Consider the following 16,776-nt stretch of genomic DNA (forward strand, 5'->3'; position numbering starts at 1 on the left):
TCTTCAATCCCGGATGATCTGGTTGATGATCGCTTCAGAGATGTCAGCGGAGTACTCCCCAGCCCGCCGGATGCTCTCAGCGATGTAGCCGATCGAGAGGGCAACCTCGCCGGTTTTTTCGTGCGCAAGAGCACTTATACCATCAGTCATCCTGGCAAGATCCCCAACCATGTCGATGGTGCGATTGGCATCGACTATATCGGATGAGAAGAGAGACCGCATACTTGAATCCAGTATGGACATTGCGGCATCCGTCGCGGCCAGCATCCCGGCGGCAACCTCATCGTCAACCTCGTTTCTGATCAGGACGGGAAGATGGGATGCAATCCGAACACCGTGGTCGCCGATCCGCTCCAGGCTTCGACTGACAGTATAATAACTTGATGCACCTTCAACGGTCACATGGAGTTTTTCGGGGAGTGTCGCGTCCCTGAACATGAGGTGATACTGGCGCGAGACCAGCCACTGGAGTTTGTCTACCTCAACATCCCGGTTGATGATATCCTCTGCCAGCCCCGGGTCCCTCGCCTCGAGTGCGGTCATGGCGTCGTTATACATCGTCCCGATTATAACGAACATCCGTCTGATGCTGTTCTCAAACGGCATCTCCGCCGGGTTCAGGATGTCCCGGATGAGGATGAATGAATCGGTCTCCTCGACGATCTGCTGGCCGATGGTCATTGAACTGAAGTCACGGACGGCTTTGCGGATGGCGGGGGAGAGCCTGGTGGACGCGGATATGCGGATGGCCGTATACCCGGCGATGTAGGAGCCCACAAGACACCGGAAGAGAAAGACGGGGTCCTTGATGGAGTCGACCTGAAACTCCTTCTCCCACGATTTTTTATCCTCCGATGAGCGGGGGAGGATGAGAAGGCTTCCGTCGGCCTGGACCTTAACAGGAAGGGGCTCGTTCTTCTTGATGTTCATAGATTGAACCCATTCCTTGGGGAGGGAGATGACGTATGAAGACCCGCCCGTCCTCTGGACCTTCCGAAACTCCATAAGAGACGTGTTTCTATAGAAGTAGAAATAGTTTACTGTTATCACAATATTGAATATACCAGTATTTACCGTATAGACGTTACCATATTTAATGTCGAAAATCACTATATTGTTTTACCATCCACGTATTGTCATGACAGGAAAACGTCTGTCGGGTGTGACGGCGGTTGCTCTCGCCGGCATACTTATGGTAGTTCTGATGGCAGCCGGGTGTCTCGGCAGCCAGCCGTCCGGGTCACCGGCATCACCGTCGCAGCAGATCACGGTAACCGGATCGACAACGGTGCTCCCCATCGCCGAGAAAGCAAGGGAAGCCTTCGAAGACCTGTATCCCTCCACCCGTGTCCTGGTAAGCGGCGGCGGTTCAAGCGTCGGTGTCAGGGCCGTAGGTGAAGGGACCGCGGATATAGGGATGTCCTCGCGTGACCTGAAACCCGAGGAGACCGGGATGTATCCAGGACTCGTGACGCACCACATCGCCGACGATGCTGTAATTCTCATCGTCCACCCTGATAACAGCATCGAGAGTCTCACCCTGGATCAGGTGCGCGGTATATACAACGGCACCTACACGAACTGGAACCAGGTGGGCGGACCAGACCTGGATATAGTCGTTGTTGGCAGGGACAGTGCATCGGGGACCCGTGAGTTCTTTGCTGAGTACGTGATGAATAAAGAGGACTTCACCAAAAATCAGGAGGAGTTCAACTCAAACGGCGGCATCCAGCAGAAGGTCTCCCAAACCCCGGGCGCGATCGGCTACGTGGGTCTTGGCTACACCGACGGCGTGAAATCACTCAAGATTGAGGTCGACGGAACCCCCATCGAGCCCACGCTTGAGAACATCACCAGCAAGAAGTATCCGATCACCCGACCGCTCTTCATGCTGACCAACGGCGAGCCCGGGGGTGCTGTAAAAGAGTTCCTGGACTTCATCATGAGCGAGGAAGGGCAGCAGATCGTGGAGAGCGCCGATTACATACCGGTGCAGGGGTAACCCCACCACATCTCTTTTATACCGCACCCCTGAGCGACCATGAAGAAAGAAGAACCAGCGGCAGTTCGATCCGGCTATCCCGGGTGGTCCGGACACTCCTGGACATGGTCTGAACTCCCCTCTACCGGTACAAAACGGCACATCATCGATCTGATCATCAGTAAACTCCTCTTCATCGTCGCGCTGTTCGCGATCCTCATCGTCTTCTTCATCATCGGTTTCCTGCTTCGCGACGGCTACCAGATAGTTCTCGAGACCGGTATCTGGAACTTCCTGGCCGGCGTGGACTGGAACCCCACCGGGTCGCCGCCATCGTTTGGGATACTCCCGCTCATCGTCGGCACCCTTCTGGTGACAGCGCTCGCGATGGCGATAGCCGTCCCGCTCAGTATGGCCACTGCCATCTACATCGCCGAGATTGCCGGTCCCAGGACTAAAGCGGTCGTCAAACCTGCTGTCGAGTTGCTGGCAGGTATCCCCTCGGTTGTCTATGGGTTCTTCGGGCTGATACTCCTGACTGACTGGATCCGGATCCTCTTTGACCGCCCATCCGGGTCGAGCTGGCTTGCAGGCTCGATCCTGCTTGCTATCATGGCCATCCCGACCATCACAAGCGTCGCGGAGGACGCCCTCAGTTCTGTCCCCCGTGAGTTCAGGGAGGGCAGCCTTGCACTCGGGGCAACCCGGTGGCAGACCATCAGGAGCGTTGTCGTGCCCGGCGCTGTCTCCGGGATCAGTGCGGCGGTCATACTGGGGATGGGGCGTGCCATCGGCGAGACGATGGCGGTACTCATGGTCACCGGGAACGCCGCCGTCATTCCTGACCCGATAACCAACGTCTTCTCCCCGGTGCGGACACTCACGGGGACGCTCGGGATAGAGATGGGCGAAGTGGCGTTCGGAAGCCTGCACTATCACGCGCTCTTCGGCGTCGCGGTTGTCCTGCTGGCGATCACACTCGCCGTCAACGGCCTGGCAAGGCTCATCATACGCCAGATGCAGAGGACACCGGCACGTTCCAGGGCGCCGGGGCCGTTGATGCAGGCCGTCCACGGCCTCATCCCGGGTTCCCTCCCTCACCGGGCCAAAAGGAGGATTATTCACCCGAAAACCACACAGAAGTTTGCGTTTCTGCTGATCTCAATCGGGGTCGTGATCGTTCTTGCGGCTCTCGGGGCGATCCTGCTCGAGATCATCGTCAACGGGGCCGGTGCGATCAGTCTGGAGTTCCTGACCGCCCCGCCGAGCGACCTCGGGAGAGCAGGAGGGATATTCCCCGCGATCGTCGGGACGCTCTACCTTGTTGCAGGGGCTCTGGCAGTAGCGCTCCCCCTCGGCATAGCGACCGCCATATACCTGATCGAGTACACGGCCGATACCCGGCTGACGCGGGGGATCCGTGCCGCGGTCGATCTGCTGAACGGGACACCATCCATCGTATTCGGGTTGTTCGGGTTTGCGTTTCTGGTACTCTTCCTGAACTTCGGGGTCTCGCTTATCGCCGGGCAGATAACTCTGGGACTGATGGTCCTCCCCACCATAATAAGGACGACCGAAGAGTCGCTCCGGTCGATCCCAAAATCCCTTCGGGAAGGAAGTTACGCGCTCGGGGCCTCGAAGTGGCAGACTGTCTGGCGGGTGGTGCTCCCCCCTGCCCTCCCGGGGATCATTACCGGGGCGATCCTCTCGATAGGCCGCGCCGCCGGGGAGACTGCGCCCATCATGTTCACCGCGGTGGTCTTCAGCAACAGGTATCTTCCGTCCTCGCTCTTTGAACCGGTGATGTCGCTCCCCTACCACCTATTCATCCTGACGACGAGCGTAGCGGGGGCGGACGACCAGAAGTTCGGAACGGCGCTTGTGCTCCTGGTGATGGTACTCTCGATATACCTCATCGCAATACTCATCCGCCGGAGATACAACCGGGCAACGGTGATAAACAATGGATGAATCAACGACTCTTGAGACAAGAGACCTCAACCTCTGGTATGGAACGAAACAGGCCCTCCTGGATATCTCGATACGCATCCCGAAGAACACGGTCACGGCACTGATCGGCCCTTCGGGGTGTGGTAAATCGACCCTTCTCCGGTGCTTCAACCGGATGAACGACCTGATCGACTCGGCACGAATTACCGGGCAGATCCTCTTTGAGGGGGATGACATCTACGCCGGTCACACAGATGTATACACGATCCGCGAGAAGATCGGTATGGTGTTCCAGAAACCAAACCCCTTCCCAAAGAGCATCTACGAAAACGTCGCCTACGGCCCCAGGATCCATGGGGTGCGGCGCAAAGAGGTGCTCGACGATATCGTCGAGACCAGCCTGAAACGCGCCGCGCTCTGGGATGAGGTGGAAGACCGGCTCCACGAACCCGCGCTCGCGCTCTCCGGCGGGCAGCAACAGAGGCTCTGCATCGCCCGATCGCTTGCGGTCGAACCGCGGGTCATCCTGATGGATGAACCATGTTCCGCCCTTGACCCTATCGCCACGGCAAAGATCGAGGACCTTATCATCAGGCTCGCCCGGGACTACACCGTCGTCATAGTCACTCACAACATGCAGCAGGCGGCGCGGATCAGCGAGTATACCGGGTTCATGTATATGGGCAGGCTGGTCGAGTTCGATAGGACGCAGCGGATCTTTGAGGACCCGACGGAAGAACTGACGGAGAACTATATCACCGGGCGGTTTGGGTAGGATGATTCATGGTTAAGAAATTTCGTGCCGAACTGAGATCCCTGAAGGAGGATGTCCGGGATATGGGGGATCTCGCACTTGATATGCTGCAGCGGGCGGTAAAAGCGCTGGAGACCGGGGATGTGAGTGCGGTCGAGTCGTTTGACCGCGACAAGAAGAGACTCGCGGATCAGGATCACGAGATCGAGCAGGATTGTCTCAGGCTCATCGCGCTGTATCAGCCGGTGGCAAAGGACCTGCGGACGATCGCAACCGCGCTTAAGATGAACACCTACCTCTACCGCATCGGGCGATACGGGAAAGATATCGCTATCCTGGTGCCCGATCTCGCCGATGTCCCGGAGTCATCAGATTGCCTCGACAGCATTCCAGTGATGGCGGATCTCGTCATCGGGATGGTCACCGATGCGCTGACTGCATTCGAACGGGAAGACCTCTCCGTGATAGACGATATCCTGCCGAGGGAGGAGGAGGTCGATGCCCTCAGGTATGACGTCCTCCGCGAGTCTCTCGCCTCTATGGTGGATGACCCGCGAAGGATCACATGGTGCACGGACTGTATCATGATCGCGCGCTACCTCGAACGCTGCGGTGACCATGCCTGTAAGATCGCAGAGAAGGTGCGTTATATGGTGACCGGCGACCGGGTCGAGATCCGGTAAACCCCTTTCATCGACCGCCCCCCACCACCATGAGGGGGCGGGCAGCAGATGGCGATAACCACACGGAAGCCATGACTGGGGCAGGAACAGGATTTTAAAAGAATGTTCGGTGAGACCGCAAAGTGGCGGCTCCCTCCCGGGCACTGTACCGATGGAGAACTGCCAACCTGAGAGGCGCTGACGGAGAGTGGGACGGAGACGTTCCCCTCCCCTGACTCTCGCATCTCACGAAGAGATATCCCTTGCAAAACCCTGGCCACCCCGAGATCTGGATGGTGCAAACGGCCCGCGGCGATTGTACACATCCCCGTGGTCATTCCCTCCATGGCGAGGCTCATCAGACCGCGACAGAGCCTGAAGGAACTCGTTTGGTAGCCTGCCATAATCAGAGGCGGCTTGCGAAAGTTTCACAGGCCATTATTTATACCCTCAGGCGAATCTCTCAGTCAGAGATGCAGTATCAACAGCCCGTCAACCTCAAGGGCATCGCCTGGACGGCGATGCAGCAGTACGGTTTCGTCCCGGCCTTCCCCCCATCCGTCCTCCGCGAGGTCGAAAGACTCAAACCGAGGGTCTTCCCGGCGATCATCGACGACCCTCGTGACCTCCGAACGCTCCCCTGGTCATCGATCGACAATTACGACTCCCAAGACCTGGACCAGATCGAGGTCTGTGAAGAGGGGCCTGGCGGAGAGATCCAGGTTATGATCGCGATCGCGGATGTCGACGCCTACGTCCCGAAGGGATCGGAGACTGATCGCCATGCCGCCCGGAACGGGACGGCGGTCTACACCGGGGTTACAACCTTTCCGATGCTGCCCGACCGTCTCTCTGCCGGCCTGACATCGCTCCTTCCCGGCCAGGAACGACTGGCGGTTGTCATCGAGTATACCGTCCTCCCCGACGGGGGCATTGTGCCCGGCGACGTCTACCGGGCAATAGTTGCAAACCAGGCGAAGCTCGTCTACGAAGAGGTCGGCGACTGGCTGGAGGGGAGCGGCCCGGTGCCCGATATGATCCGGGAGAGACCAGACCTCATGAGACAGATCCTGCTCCAGGACCGGGCCGCAACACGGATGAAGAGTTACCGGACGGAGAGAGGCGCGCTCGTCCTTGAGACCATCGAACCCGAACCGCTCGTGAAGGGTGATCAGGTGTTTGGTCTTGTCATCCAGCGGCAGAACCGCGCCCGCTGCCTGATCGAGGAGTTTATGGTCGCGGCGAACAGGACGCTGACAGCGTTCCTGAATAGCGCGGGTCTCCCGATGATCCACAGGGTCGTCCGCAAACCGAACTACTGGGAGGAGATCGTTGCCGTGGCGGCGGAGCGCGGGGCGGCACTGCCCGAAGAGCCGGACGCGGAGGCTCTCACCCGTTTCCTCATACGGGAGAAAGCGGCCGACCCCGAGCGTTTCCCTGACCTCTCACTTACCGTTATAAAACTCATGGGGACAGGCGAGTACGTGGCGTTTCGGCCGGGGGAAGAGCCTATAGGCCACTTCGCCCTCGCTGTCGCCGACTACACCCACGGCACCGCACCAAACCGGCGTTACGTCGACATCATCATCCAGCGGCTGGTAAAATCGGTGCTCGCCGGTGAACACGAACCGCCCTACGCACCCGAAGAACTCGACGAACTCGCCTCCTGGCTCACGGGTCGGGACAAGGCAGCCCAGAAGGTCGAGCGGTTCGTCCGGAAGGCGGCAGCGGCGGTACTCCTCGGGGATCGGATCGGCGAGACCTTCGAGGCGTTTGTCACCGGCGCCTCGGATAAGGGGACATATGTCCGGCTGATCGATCCGCCGGCCGAAGGAAGGGTGGTCATTGGGGAACGGGGGCTGCGGGTCGGCCAGAGGATACGTGTCCGCCTGCTGGCTGTCGACCCCTACAAGGGTTACATCGATCTCGGGTATACCCGGTGAAGAAAAAAGGTTTAGATCAACTGTCCAGATGAACATCCACCTGTGGGAATGGGATCTCTATACCGGCATCCCTGAAAGCCCCGACGATCTCTCGGGTCAGATCCCACTTCACTCCCCAGAGGTCATCCGTCTTCGTCCAAGCCCGCAGAGAGAGGTTCACCGAGGAGTCCGCCAGCTCGGTTACGACCGTCACAGGCTCAGGTGATGGGAGCACCTTCTCGTGAGACTTCATCAGGTCAGTGGCAACCCTGATCGCCTTATTCAGGTCTGTGTCGTAGGCCACACCCACAGTAACATCGGCACGCCGGGTATCCATCCGGCTGTAATTGATCACGGGGTTACCCCAGACCTGGGAGTTCGGGATTGTGATGTAGGTGTTGTCGACCTTTAGCATCTCGGTTGTCATGATACCTACACCCGTGACCGTCCCGGAGATCCCGTTGATCTCGGCAAACTCCCCCTTCTCGATGGGGTGGAATACCGCCACCCAGACCCCCGCGGCCAGGTTGGTGATGGTGTCCTGGAGGCCGAACCCCAGTATAAGCCCGATCACAGCCGAGAGACCGAGAACCACAGAGGAGACATCAAACCCCAGCGTCGCCATGACGACGAGTACGAGGATAACGTAGAGCAGGATCGAGAAGAAACTTAACAGGAAATCGACAACCAGTCCAGAGAGTTTGGTGGCCCGGGAGAGAGCCATTTTGAAGGCAGACCTGAGCACCCTCACCACGATCAACCCTATTACCGCAGCGATCACCGCGAGAACAACGGTCTCAAGCGTGATGCTGGTGAGCGGAACGGGAGTGTTGAGAATATCCTCTAACGCCATACTCCCTGATGGCTTGGGAAAACATATATACCCGTATCATCCGGCATCAAACAGGTTCGCCCGGGAGAGAAAAATGGATGACTCCGGTCATCTACGCTACATGCAGGAACTCGTTGACCAGTTCCCGGATCGCTTCTTTGTTCCCGTAAAGCCTCTCACTCAGCCCAAGGTCATCGAAGGCTTTCAGTGCGGCGATACGGCTATCGATCATTCCCGGCGGAAAAATGCCATATTTCTCGAAGATCGCCCGTTTCGCCTCAAGCGCCACGGCAGACTCAACGCATGAGGCGGGGAGCTGCCGGAATTCCGCAAGCCGTTCCTTAAACGCCGGGCTGAAGATGTTCCCGCTGACGTAGAGCCTCTCCGCAACCTCGAGCGCATCGGGCATCTCGATCCCGTGCAGCGACGCCACAATCAGACCGGCGACGGTAAGGTAGAGGTCGGCCGAACCGTCAGCAACGCGGTACTCGAAAGTCTGTTTTGAGGGACGGTCGCCGGCAGGGCCTTTCTCAGCGGGGTTGGCGTCACGTGCCATGTCGTCGGCACCGATCCAGCCGAGGGGCACCCGGATCACGACCGAGCGGTTGCGGTCGCCCCAGCAGACCGTCGTCGGCGCTTCCTGGTGGGGGACGAGGCGCAGGTAAGAGAGAGGGATGGTGTTCCCGAACGCCGTCAGGGCATCGGATACGTCAAGAATTCCGGCGATCATCTTCCTGGCAAGCGGGCTTAACCTGCCCTCCTCGACCAGAAGGTTCCGGCCATCTTTCTCGACGAGCATGTGGAAATGCATCCCGCTACCGGCCTTGCCGACGGTGATCTTCGGGGCAAAACTGATCTCGACACCGTAGCGGTCCCCCAGCATCCGTAAAACCCATTTGGCAATGATCAGCTGCTCGACCGCCTGCTCCACCGGCATCGGCATGAATTCGATCTCATGCTGCTCGTAGTAGGTGTCACCGTCGTAGAAGCATCCAACCTCCGAATGACCGTATTTTACCCTGCCCCCGGCACACGCTATCAACCGCATCGCCTCATCCCGCAGGTCAGCAAACTTGACAAAAGGCCCGGATGAGTGATAGCCTTTCTGATCGGTGGCGGGGTATAGGTCATCGCGCGGGCTGATGACATAGTACTCAAGCTCGCCCAGGGTCATGAAGGTGTAGCCTGTGCGACGGGTGAACTCTTCGTTCGCCTTGCGAAGCACGTAGCCTGGCGAACTCTCCAGTGGTTTCCCATCAACATCGTAGAAAGAACAGAGGACCTCAAGCGTAGGCACTTCGGAAAACGGGCTCACGAACGCCGTGCGGTAGCGCGGGATCACGTAGAGGTCGCTGCTCCCCGCCTCAATAAAAGAGAAGAGGTTGCTGCCGTCGACGCGCTCACCCTCGGAGAGGATGGTATCGAGGTGGTTTCGCGAGGTTATTACGAAGTTGAGGGTCTTTAGTTTGCCATCCTCTGCGGCGTAGCGGAAGTTAACCATCTCAACGCCGTTTGCCTCACAAAAACAGATGATATCCTCTTTTGTAAACTCAGCCGGATCTTTCTTGAGAAAACGCACCAACCTGTTTGGGTTCATCAGGATCTCAGAATCTTTCATTCTTTTTTATCGTTGTATTTGACCGTATAAAAAGAAATATCTTCGCGCCGGGAGAGGTTTATCAAGCCGGAGCGCAAGCCTGAAGATACTGGTTTGATATCCCCTTCATCCGGTCGGAAAGAGAGGGTGAGTTATATACCTCATGCAGAATATAGGTCTCATCCAGAGGAGCGCGATACTTATGCCCGGGCGACCCTCAACCGGCGAGGACTCAACAATCCTCCGCTGGATGCGGTTTGAGATCGGTAGAATCAACGACGGCGTGGTTGCGGAACGAAAACGTCTCGCAACCCTGCTCTCAGAGGAGAGACCATCGACCATCACAAAAGGAGGAGAGTATTACGAATTCGACCGCGACGTCCTTCTCCGACTGAAGGAAACCCTCCCGGCTGAACTGCAGCGGCGGCTCAGGCTTCCTGTCCTCTTCTACTTTGACTCAACCGTTCCTGACAGCCTCTTTCTTTCGGATGAGGCTGCGGTAGAGGCCCTCCAGCACCTGGGAGAGATCAGCTCGCTCCGGAGGATGCATGAGGGCCGACTCTGGATAGCAAAACCGCTTGTCTATCTCATGATGGGTCGGTACCCAACGGCAATACAGATCGTGATGAGGTAGCATCCAGTCTCCACAAAAAATGAAGATAAAGGATTCCCCGATGAGAGAACGCGTCCTGCCGGGTCAGCCAGATCGGTTGACTGACTGGCCTGGATCGCTCTTCTTCGTGACCCTCCGCCGCAGCCGTTCGAGCAACGGCCGCGTGATCTCATCCACCTGCCGATCGAAGTAGTCCACCCACTCTGCAACCAGTGCAAGGTGTCTCTTCTGTTCGGAGAGTCGCTCCTCCAGATCATCGATGGTTCTCCGGAGTTGAGCGGTCTCGCTGGCCCTCTCCTGGCGTTCACGATCGAGTTCCTCGGAGAGGCGCGCAATCCGGCGCTCCTGCAGGGCAAGCGTATCCCGCATCACCCCGAGATCTATGACCACCTCGGCCGGGAGGGGGGCAGCGGCCGGCTCTGCCTCTTCTGCCGCCTCTTCTTCCGGCGCAGCCGGTCTCTTCCCGGACTTTAGCCTCTCTGTGATCTCATCCGGCGAAAGACCTTTTCCAGATAGTTCCGCAAGTTCCCTGACGATCTTGACCGCTCTCTGCGGAAACAGCCTGACCGGGCCTATCATCCGGTAGGTAAAGAGACTCTCGTAGGTCTGAATGAGTCTCCGGACCTCCTGCTCCGTGAGACCGGTGAGGTGCGCGATGTCACCGATCTTGAGTTCCTTCTCGCTCATGATTGCCACCATCCTTCCGCAACCCGCCCGCGCCTCCGGGCGGGAACCCTGCGTAAATCTTTGTCATCATCAGGTATAGGTACGTGCCTGATCACGTTTTTTATCCAGACAATACAAGTAATTCCTGCATGAAACGGAGAGAGGAGGAAAGCACCCCCCGAGATGTGACCATTATCCGCAAAAGGGTGCGCACCGCCCGCCTCCAGGTGCAGCCGGACGGAACCCTGCGCGTTGTTGCACCGCCGTCGTTTGACGTCAAAGGTTTCCTGGAGCGCAACGCTGAATGGATCGAGAGGCGGCAAGATGAACTCGACCGACTGGCCGCCGAGGGGTGCGGGCGGGAAGATCTGCTCCTCCTCCACGGACGGTTTCACCGCCTGCTCCGCGGCGCGCGGTTCGCGATCGACGTCCCGGGGGAGACGGTCACCTGCCCATCCATATTGAGCCTGAGGCAAAACCTGAGCCTGCTCCTGAGGGAGGAGATCGCAGAGAGGGTTGAGACCCATCCCGACCCTCTCTGCCGTAAGGTTGGCCGGATCACGGTTAAGATGCAGAGAACCCGGTGGGGGAGCTGCTCGACGCTCAACAACCTGAACTTCAACCTCCGCGTAATAGCCCTCCCGAAGTCGTTGCGCGAGTATATCGTCATCCACGAGGTCGCCCACCTGCGCGAGCAGAACCACTCGCAGGGGTTCTGGCGTCTGGTCGCAGACCGCTGCCCCGATTACCTGGAGGCGGAAGCCGAACTGCGGCGATACTGGGTCATACTCGAGCGGAACCGGGTATGGAGGAGGCTGCAGGATACCAGATAACCGGAGTGGTTTTTACCCGCTTCTCGATCGAAGACTGCCAAACCGATAACCTTCAGGCAGCGCCCAGGTCCGATGAACCTCTGCGAGGACTGATTCCAGGGGATGTGCGCCACCGCAGACCGTTCGCCCCTATCTGGATGCGCAGGTGAACTGGTTTTTTGGCGGAGAGGGTGTTCTCCATCGGTTCCCGCTGAACCCTCTTTGATGCCTCATCCGTGACACCCCGCCCGGTTTCACACCGCCAACCACCAGCCGCTGCCCATCTTCCCGGGGGGTGGTGAGGGTGGTTCAACAAAAGACCTTCAACACGAATGGCACGATTGCATCACCGGAAGTGTTTGCAAGAAGAACCGGTCAACCATTTCTGCAGGGTCTCGACCCATTGACCACGCTTCAGCCCTCCGTCTCCGGTCTCTGATAGTGGTTCCGGTAGGTCACAAGAAGTGTGGCACAGATCAGAAGGAAGACGGCAATCGAGAGAAGGAACCCGGCTCCCGGCGGGATCAGGTTTACAACCCAATCGATGCCAAGAGCGATTGCATAACTCCCGATAACAGCGCCTATGACGATACAGGAGAGAACCTCGGTCTTTGTCATGCCGAGCATCCGCCCGACGATGGATCCGACGATACTCCCCGAACCGTCGAAGGGCAGCGCCACAAACGCTATGAGCCCGACAAAGTAGAGCCTCTCCAACCAGGGTCGTCTGTCAAGAAACGACCTCCCCGCCTCCACAAAACGGCTGATCCAGGGGCCGACGCGAGGTATGCGCATGAGCAGCGGGAAGTTCCAGGCCATGAAAAGCCCGCCGGCAAAGTCCAGAAACACTATGGTGAACGCCGCCAGCCACCAGGGGATCCCCCCGAGGATACAGAGAGGTATGACAGATTCGCGACCAAGCGGCGGGACAACATAGGCAACCATCATCGCGAAGAGAAAGAGCCACCCCCCAACCGGGAGCAAGAACCAGACGATAGAGAGAAAGAGACCGCAGAGCAGGAACGGAATCAGGACTTTCAAGACGTTCGTCCGGTCATCGGGATCATCATCGCCCCATATCTCAATCTGCCGCATGAACCGCCGCCACCTGCGGTGCTCTCTCGAGGACGGGGTCACCCCTCCCCATCAGGATCCCCCGGGGCCACTCCTATACCGGGTGTTCAGGATACGCTCGATGATCTTTGATGAACTGGCCAGAGAGCCGAAATAACCGGCTATCCTGACGACCTCAGCATCGAGTCCACGCTCCCCCAGGTTCTGGCGGAGACGCTCCTCATCGAAGTGCTGGTTAAACCCGAGCGTGATGATATCCGGCCGGATCTCCACTATCGGCCGGAACATATCATGGAGATCGCCAAGAATCGCATGATCCACAGGCTTCAGTGCAGCAACCATATGGAGTCTCTGGTCCTCGGGGATGACCGGTTTTGGCTTGTGCTTCACGTTCGCGTCCCGCGCCACGATCACATAGAGTTCGTCGCCGAGTTTCCGGGACTCCTCCAGGTAATAGAGGTGCCCTGGATGAAGGATATCAAACGTCCCGGTCGCGACCACACGCCTCATCCAATCACCTCCAGGTCTGTCACGCTCCCGTCCGCGTGGTAACAGCGCCAGTCGGCCCGCGTGTAGGGGGGGCCGATGATGATGTGGTAGCGGCCAACAGAGGGGAAGAACCTGAGATCCGCCGGTGACGGTGAGAGGAGACCGTTCGGGTGGCTGTGGGCGCTGCCGGCCCGGTGGGTATCCAGCGGGAGCATATCGATGAAGAACGAGGCGCTCTTCTCCCCGACTATGGTGCCGGGCACAAGGTCGAGATCGCTGATGACACCGTTACGCTCCCGCAGCACCGCAACGAACTCATTTGGATGATGTTGCCGCCCGAGTTCAAAGAGCATCTCAAGCAGACCCCTGCTGATCCCGCGTATGGCCATTCTTACAGACAGTTACGAATGGCAGGAAGATAAGCCCTCGCGTTGGGCATGGATACCGCGAACCATTTCAGAACGGCCCGTCCTGTTCAAAACTCCGGCCAAGCCTGATGGCAAGTTCCGCCTTATAAAGTTCTTTACCGAGGTACGCGGCGTGGTCGAGTCGGGAGAGGCTCCCGTTTGAGAGGAGGGTGTAGAAGACGTCCTCCCAGCACTTCCCCCGCACGGCGCAGCCGCGGTGAACCGCGACGATGAAGTCGCCCTCGACCCCGATCCGGATACACCCCAGCGGATCATAGACTATCTCATCCGGCGCAGGAGACGCCTCCATGACACTCTCGTAGTCCAGCGGCGGTTCGCGGCGGCGGCGCTTCTCTTTAAGGATGAGGAGATCAAGCCCCAGGTCTTTCGGATAAGGCCGGCCGGTCATGAGAGCCATCATCTCGGTCGCCCGGCGCATCTCCGCCACAGAACCCTGCGTCTTGTCGCTATGCTCGCTCGTAAAGATGACCGCGGCCCCCACCTCGTGCGCCATCCCGGCAAGCAGAGCGTTTGCACCAGGGGAATCTGCATCCAGCAGTTCCACGACGTTTCCCGCCCCGAAGAAGAGCGGACGGGGGGCATCGGAGAATCTGGCAAGCGATCCTGTCAGTCCCGAACCTAGAGGCAGGAGCAGGGGGTCGGCGATCAGGTGACGGACGCCGACCTCCCTCGCGGCAGCAACGTTCTCCGCGAGAGTTCGCTCACGCGGCACCACAACCGCGGCCGCTCCGGCATCCGCAACCGCCCTACCTATGAGGGGTATGTTTCCCTCATGCAGGGAGAGGATCAGGTCAGCACGGTTGAGCGCCGCCTCTATGAGATCCGGATCCTGTGTGTCCACCGCCAGCGGGGCTTCAACCCCGGAGAGGGCCGAGAAACACCGTCTGACGTCCTCTGCCGCTGCATCGAAACCAAACCCCAGGTCGACGATATCCGCCCCGGCCTCAAAGAATCGCCGGACGTCTGCTAAAAGGTCGTCACGCATGTGTGCATCCATGATCTCTGCAAGCACCTTCATCCTCGAACTGCCGCCGATCTTCAGACCGCGGATGACGAAATCCGGCTCCGCCTCCGCCTCACGGTGCGCCACCTGCCGGTAGGCCTCTTCACGCCGTCTCTCTGCCAGGAACTCGTCGGCGGGTAGAGTCCGGGAGAGCGTGATCGTATCAAGCATCGGGAGGATCAGCGCCAGATCAGCCGCGTGTCGAGGCCCGCGGTATACAGGGACACCGGTCTCGTCTTCAACATCGGCAAACGATGCGGTGCACATCCCGGAGACTATCACCATATCGTAGTCGCCGGAGGCAAGCAGCCTCCGGAGGTCTCGGGGAGAGAGGAACGCCGCAATCTCACCGGTGATCACCACATCCATCTCGCGGCGGCCGGCAAACTGTTCAGCCGCCGCTTTCACAATACCGGCTGTTGCCGCTCCGGTAGGGAGGAGAATGCGCATACACTTCACTTATTATTGGGGGGTGACAAATAACCTGATCTCATGCTGCGGTGCGATCTGCATATCCACACCCGGTTCTCCAGGGACGGAGAGAGCAGTGTGGAAGAAATCCTCCGGCGGGCCGAGCAGATCGGTCTTGATGCCATCGCCATCACGGATCACGACACGGTGGAAGGCGCCCTCTACGCCATGGAGTGCGACACGCCGGTGATCGTGATACCCGGCACCGAGGTCTCGACACAGCAGGGCCACCTACTCGCCCTGGGGGTCACGGAACCCATCCCCGCGGGGCGCGACTTCTTCGAGACCGTTGCCCTGGCCCGTTCGCGGGGGGCTCTGCTCATCCTCCCGCACCCATACCACCGCTGGCGCCACGGGGTCGGGAGGAGACTTGCAGCAGGTATAGAGGCGGTTGACGCGGTGGAGGTCTTCAACAGCCGCTACATAACCGGGTCAGCAAACCGGAAAGCCGCCCTCATAGCCCGGCAGTTCGGGAAACCCGGGATCGCGGGGAGCGACGCCCACAACGCCCGTTATGTCGGATTCGGGATCACCTATGTCGTGGCAGAACCGGATGCGGCCTCCATCATCTCCGCGATCCGGGAAGGGCGGACGATGGCGAGCGGCAGGATGACACCGCTCCACACCTACACCCGCCAGTCTCTCAAAGGTGCTATCCGCAAAATCCGGCGGACGGTATATCGATGATAAACCTGGCACTGCGGTTCTCGTACCTCGGTGACCACTTCTCCGGTTCGCAGATGCAGCCCGGTCTCCGAACGGTGGAGGGAGAGTTCATCGAGGCCTGCAGGCGCATCCAGGTCTTCGACGACTGGCGTGAAGCGAGATTCGCCACCGCAGGGAGGACAGACCGCGGGGTGCATGCGCGGCGCCAGGTCTGTTCTTTCCTGACGGATCTCCCCGAACGCGCGATCCGGGTGCTGAACCGGGTCCTCCCGGGGGATATCTGGTGTACCGGCTGGGCAGAGCCACCTGAGGGATTTCACCCGCGCTACAGCGCCAGATCCCGGACATACCGCTACTACTTCTTCCCCGCCCCGGAGAAGATCGCCGCCATGAACGATGCCGCGCAGGTCTTCATAGGGCGTCACGACTTCTCGTCGTTTGCCCGGTCAAGCGACCGCGACCCCGAGAGGAGAATCCTTGCGGCACGGGTCTTTCTGGATGGGCGTTTCGCAGTCTTCGAGGTTACAGCCGAGAGTTTCCTCTGGAACATGGTCCGGCGGATGGCAACGGTGCTCGAGGCGGTGGGGAACGGGGAGTCCGATGCCGCGGAGATCGAACGCCTGCTTGCAGAACCGACCGAACAGCGGGTCGCCACTGCTCCTCCATGGGGGCTTATACTCTGGGATATCGACTACGGTATGACGTTTGACCCCCTCCAGATCGGTGGGAAGAGCGAGCGCTACCTGGCCTCCCGCCTCCGTTACCACGCTGTCATGGCGTGTGCCGCCGATCGTCTCGCACCGGACGACCGGGGCGGTGTATAACGCTCAATAGAGGGCTCACGATTCCACCTCTT

Annotated in this window: 17 protein-coding genes; 9 read left to right on the top strand and 8 right to left on the bottom strand. The window is 59.2% G+C overall.

Going from position 1 to position 16,776, the window contains the following annotated elements:
* Positions 1-3: 3 nt before the first annotated feature.
* Positions 4-1,005 (bottom strand): PhoU domain-containing protein, encoded by a 1,002-nt coding sequence (locus R6Y96_RS01310; protein WP_318621692.1) that lies wholly within the window; start codon positions 1,003-1,005, stop codon positions 4-6.
* A 133-nt stretch (positions 1,006-1,138) separates the two neighbouring features.
* Between R6Y96_RS01310 and R6Y96_RS01315 the strand changes: the two genes are divergently transcribed.
* The 5 genes from R6Y96_RS01315 to R6Y96_RS01335 all read left to right on the top strand — a co-directional run bounded on the left by R6Y96_RS01315 (position 1,139) and on the right by R6Y96_RS01335 (position 7,290).
* Positions 1,139-2,002: a phosphate ABC transporter substrate-binding protein gene (locus R6Y96_RS01315; protein WP_318621693.1), complete on the top strand. Its 864-nt coding sequence runs from the start codon at positions 1,139-1,141 to the stop codon at positions 2,000-2,002.
* 39 nt (positions 2,003-2,041) lie between these two features.
* Positions 2,042-3,952 carry a phosphate ABC transporter permease subunit PstC gene (gene pstC, locus R6Y96_RS01320; RefSeq protein WP_318621694.1) on the top strand — a complete coding sequence of 637 codons (1,911 nt, stop codon included), beginning with the start codon at positions 2,042-2,044 and terminating at the stop codon, positions 3,950-3,952.
* Positions 3,945-4,706 (top strand): phosphate ABC transporter ATP-binding protein PstB, encoded by a 762-nt coding sequence (gene pstB, locus R6Y96_RS01325; RefSeq protein WP_318621695.1) that lies wholly within the window; start codon positions 3,945-3,947, stop codon positions 4,704-4,706. Before pstC ends, pstB begins: the two co-directional genes overlap by 8 nt.
* Positions 4,707-4,714: 8 nt before the next feature.
* Positions 4,715-5,368, top strand: a complete 654-nt coding sequence (gene phoU / locus R6Y96_RS01330; protein ID WP_318621696.1) for a phosphate signaling complex protein PhoU — start codon at positions 4,715-4,717, stop codon at positions 5,366-5,368.
* Between the two features lie 452 nt (positions 5,369-5,820).
* Complete coding sequence (locus tag R6Y96_RS01335; RefSeq protein ID WP_318621697.1) at positions 5,821-7,290, top strand: RNB domain-containing ribonuclease; 1,470 nt, start codon at positions 5,821-5,823, stop codon at positions 7,288-7,290.
* A 16-nt stretch (positions 7,291-7,306) separates the two neighbouring features.
* Here the strand turns inward: R6Y96_RS01335 and R6Y96_RS01340 are convergent, their stop codons facing one another.
* Together R6Y96_RS01340 and R6Y96_RS01345 are read right to left on the bottom strand one after the other, a co-directional pair.
* Complete coding sequence (locus R6Y96_RS01340) at positions 7,307-8,122, bottom strand: mechanosensitive ion channel family protein (protein WP_318621698.1); 816 nt, start codon at positions 8,120-8,122, stop codon at positions 7,307-7,309.
* Between the two features lie 91 nt (positions 8,123-8,213).
* Complete coding sequence (locus R6Y96_RS01345) at positions 8,214-9,719, bottom strand: glutamine synthetase family protein (protein WP_318621699.1); 1,506 nt, start codon at positions 9,717-9,719, stop codon at positions 8,214-8,216.
* 142 nt (positions 9,720-9,861) lie between these two features.
* Between R6Y96_RS01345 and R6Y96_RS01350 the strand changes: the two genes are divergently transcribed.
* Entirely contained in the window at positions 9,862-10,332 is a 471-nt protein-coding gene (locus tag R6Y96_RS01350) for a DUF61 family protein (RefSeq protein WP_318621700.1), read from the top strand.
* A gap of 63 nt (positions 10,333-10,395) precedes the next feature.
* Here R6Y96_RS01350 and R6Y96_RS01355 read toward each other — a convergent pair whose 3' ends face one another.
* Positions 10,396-10,998, bottom strand: a complete 603-nt coding sequence (locus R6Y96_RS01355; protein WP_318621701.1) for a hypothetical protein — start codon at positions 10,996-10,998, stop codon at positions 10,396-10,398.
* Between the two features lie 128 nt (positions 10,999-11,126).
* On the opposite strand from R6Y96_RS01355, the gene R6Y96_RS01360 reads away from it, so the two are divergent.
* Positions 11,127-11,810, top strand: coding sequence for a M48 family metallopeptidase (locus R6Y96_RS01360; protein WP_318621702.1), 684 nt, complete (start codon positions 11,127-11,129; stop codon positions 11,808-11,810).
* A gap of 393 nt (positions 11,811-12,203) precedes the next feature.
* Here the strand turns inward: R6Y96_RS01360 and R6Y96_RS01365 are convergent, their stop codons facing one another.
* The 4 genes from R6Y96_RS01365 to R6Y96_RS01380 all read right to left on the bottom strand — a co-directional run bounded on the left by R6Y96_RS01365 (position 12,204) and on the right by R6Y96_RS01380 (position 15,233).
* Complete coding sequence (locus R6Y96_RS01365) at positions 12,204-12,884, bottom strand: small multi-drug export protein (protein WP_318621703.1); 681 nt, start codon at positions 12,882-12,884, stop codon at positions 12,204-12,206.
* 51 nt (positions 12,885-12,935) lie between these two features.
* The gene (locus R6Y96_RS01370) at positions 12,936-13,373 is read right to left on the bottom strand and encodes an adenylyltransferase/cytidyltransferase family protein (RefSeq protein ID WP_318621704.1); all 438 of its coding nucleotides are present in this window, start codon (positions 13,371-13,373) and stop codon (positions 12,936-12,938) included.
* A complete protein-coding gene (locus R6Y96_RS01375; protein WP_318621705.1) occupies positions 13,370-13,741 on the bottom strand; it encodes a Mov34/MPN/PAD-1 family protein in 372 nt (123 codons plus the stop codon). Before R6Y96_RS01375 ends, R6Y96_RS01370 begins: the two co-directional genes overlap by 4 nt.
* 67 nt (positions 13,742-13,808) lie before the next feature.
* Positions 13,809-15,233: a dihydropteroate synthase-like protein gene (locus R6Y96_RS01380; RefSeq protein ID WP_318621706.1), complete on the bottom strand. Its 1,425-nt coding sequence runs from the start codon at positions 15,231-15,233 to the stop codon at positions 13,809-13,811.
* A 42-nt stretch (positions 15,234-15,275) separates the two neighbouring features.
* On the opposite strand from R6Y96_RS01380, the gene R6Y96_RS01385 reads away from it, so the two are divergent.
* Positions 15,276-15,941, top strand: a complete 666-nt coding sequence (locus tag R6Y96_RS01385; RefSeq protein WP_318621707.1) for a PHP domain-containing protein — start codon at positions 15,276-15,278, stop codon at positions 15,939-15,941.
* Positions 15,938-16,744 carry a tRNA pseudouridine(38-40) synthase TruA gene (truA, locus tag R6Y96_RS01390; protein WP_318621708.1) on the top strand — a complete coding sequence of 269 codons (807 nt, stop codon included), beginning with the start codon at positions 15,938-15,940 and terminating at the stop codon, positions 16,742-16,744. Before R6Y96_RS01385 ends, truA begins: the two co-directional genes overlap by 4 nt.
* Positions 16,745-16,776: the final 32 nt, after the last annotated feature.

It is taken from the genome of Methanoculleus receptaculi, from assembly GCF_033472595.1.
GTDB classification, from domain to species: domain Archaea; phylum Halobacteriota; class Methanomicrobia; order Methanomicrobiales; family Methanoculleaceae; genus Methanoculleus; species Methanoculleus receptaculi.

Excerpts from the sequence above, each read along its gene's own strand:
- R6Y96_RS01345 (WP_318621699.1), bottom strand. The coding sequence starts at position 9,719 with ATGAAAGATTCTGAGATCCTGATGAACCCAAACAGGTTGGTGCGTTTT.
- R6Y96_RS01315 (WP_318621693.1), top strand. The coding sequence starts at position 1,139 with ATGACAGGAAAACGTCTGTCGGGTGTGACGGCGGTTGCTCTCGCCGGC.
- R6Y96_RS01370 (WP_318621704.1), bottom strand. The coding sequence starts at position 13,373 with ATGAGGCGTGTGGTCGCGACCGGGACGTTTGATATCCTTCATCCAGGG.
- R6Y96_RS01335 (WP_318621697.1), top strand. The coding sequence starts at position 5,821 with ATGCAGTATCAACAGCCCGTCAACCTCAAGGGCATCGCCTGGACGGCG.
- R6Y96_RS01350 (WP_318621700.1), top strand. The coding sequence starts at position 9,862 with ATGCAGAATATAGGTCTCATCCAGAGGAGCGCGATACTTATGCCCGGG.
- pstB (WP_318621695.1), top strand. The coding sequence starts at position 3,945 with ATGGATGAATCAACGACTCTTGAGACAAGAGACCTCAACCTCTGGTAT.
- R6Y96_RS01360 (WP_318621702.1), top strand. The coding sequence starts at position 11,127 with ATGAAACGGAGAGAGGAGGAAAGCACCCCCCGAGATGTGACCATTATC.
- R6Y96_RS01380 (WP_318621706.1), bottom strand. The coding sequence starts at position 15,233 with ATGCGCATTCTCCTCCCTACCGGAGCGGCAACAGCCGGTATTGTGAAA.
- R6Y96_RS01385 (WP_318621707.1), top strand. The coding sequence starts at position 15,276 with ATGCTGCGGTGCGATCTGCATATCCACACCCGGTTCTCCAGGGACGGA.
- truA (WP_318621708.1), top strand. The coding sequence starts at position 15,938 with ATGATAAACCTGGCACTGCGGTTCTCGTACCTCGGTGACCACTTCTCC.
- R6Y96_RS01375 (WP_318621705.1), bottom strand. The coding sequence starts at position 13,741 with ATGGCCATACGCGGGATCAGCAGGGGTCTGCTTGAGATGCTCTTTGAA.
- R6Y96_RS01310 (WP_318621692.1), bottom strand. The coding sequence starts at position 1,005 with ATGGAGTTTCGGAAGGTCCAGAGGACGGGCGGGTCTTCATACGTCATC.
- pstC (WP_318621694.1), top strand. The coding sequence starts at position 2,042 with ATGAAGAAAGAAGAACCAGCGGCAGTTCGATCCGGCTATCCCGGGTGG.
- R6Y96_RS01355 (WP_318621701.1), bottom strand. The coding sequence starts at position 10,998 with ATGAGCGAGAAGGAACTCAAGATCGGTGACATCGCGCACCTCACCGGT.
- phoU (WP_318621696.1), top strand. The coding sequence starts at position 4,715 with ATGGTTAAGAAATTTCGTGCCGAACTGAGATCCCTGAAGGAGGATGTC.
- R6Y96_RS01340 (WP_318621698.1), bottom strand. The coding sequence starts at position 8,122 with ATGGCGTTAGAGGATATTCTCAACACTCCCGTTCCGCTCACCAGCATC.
- R6Y96_RS01365 (WP_318621703.1), bottom strand. The coding sequence starts at position 12,884 with ATGCGGCAGATTGAGATATGGGGCGATGATGATCCCGATGACCGGACG.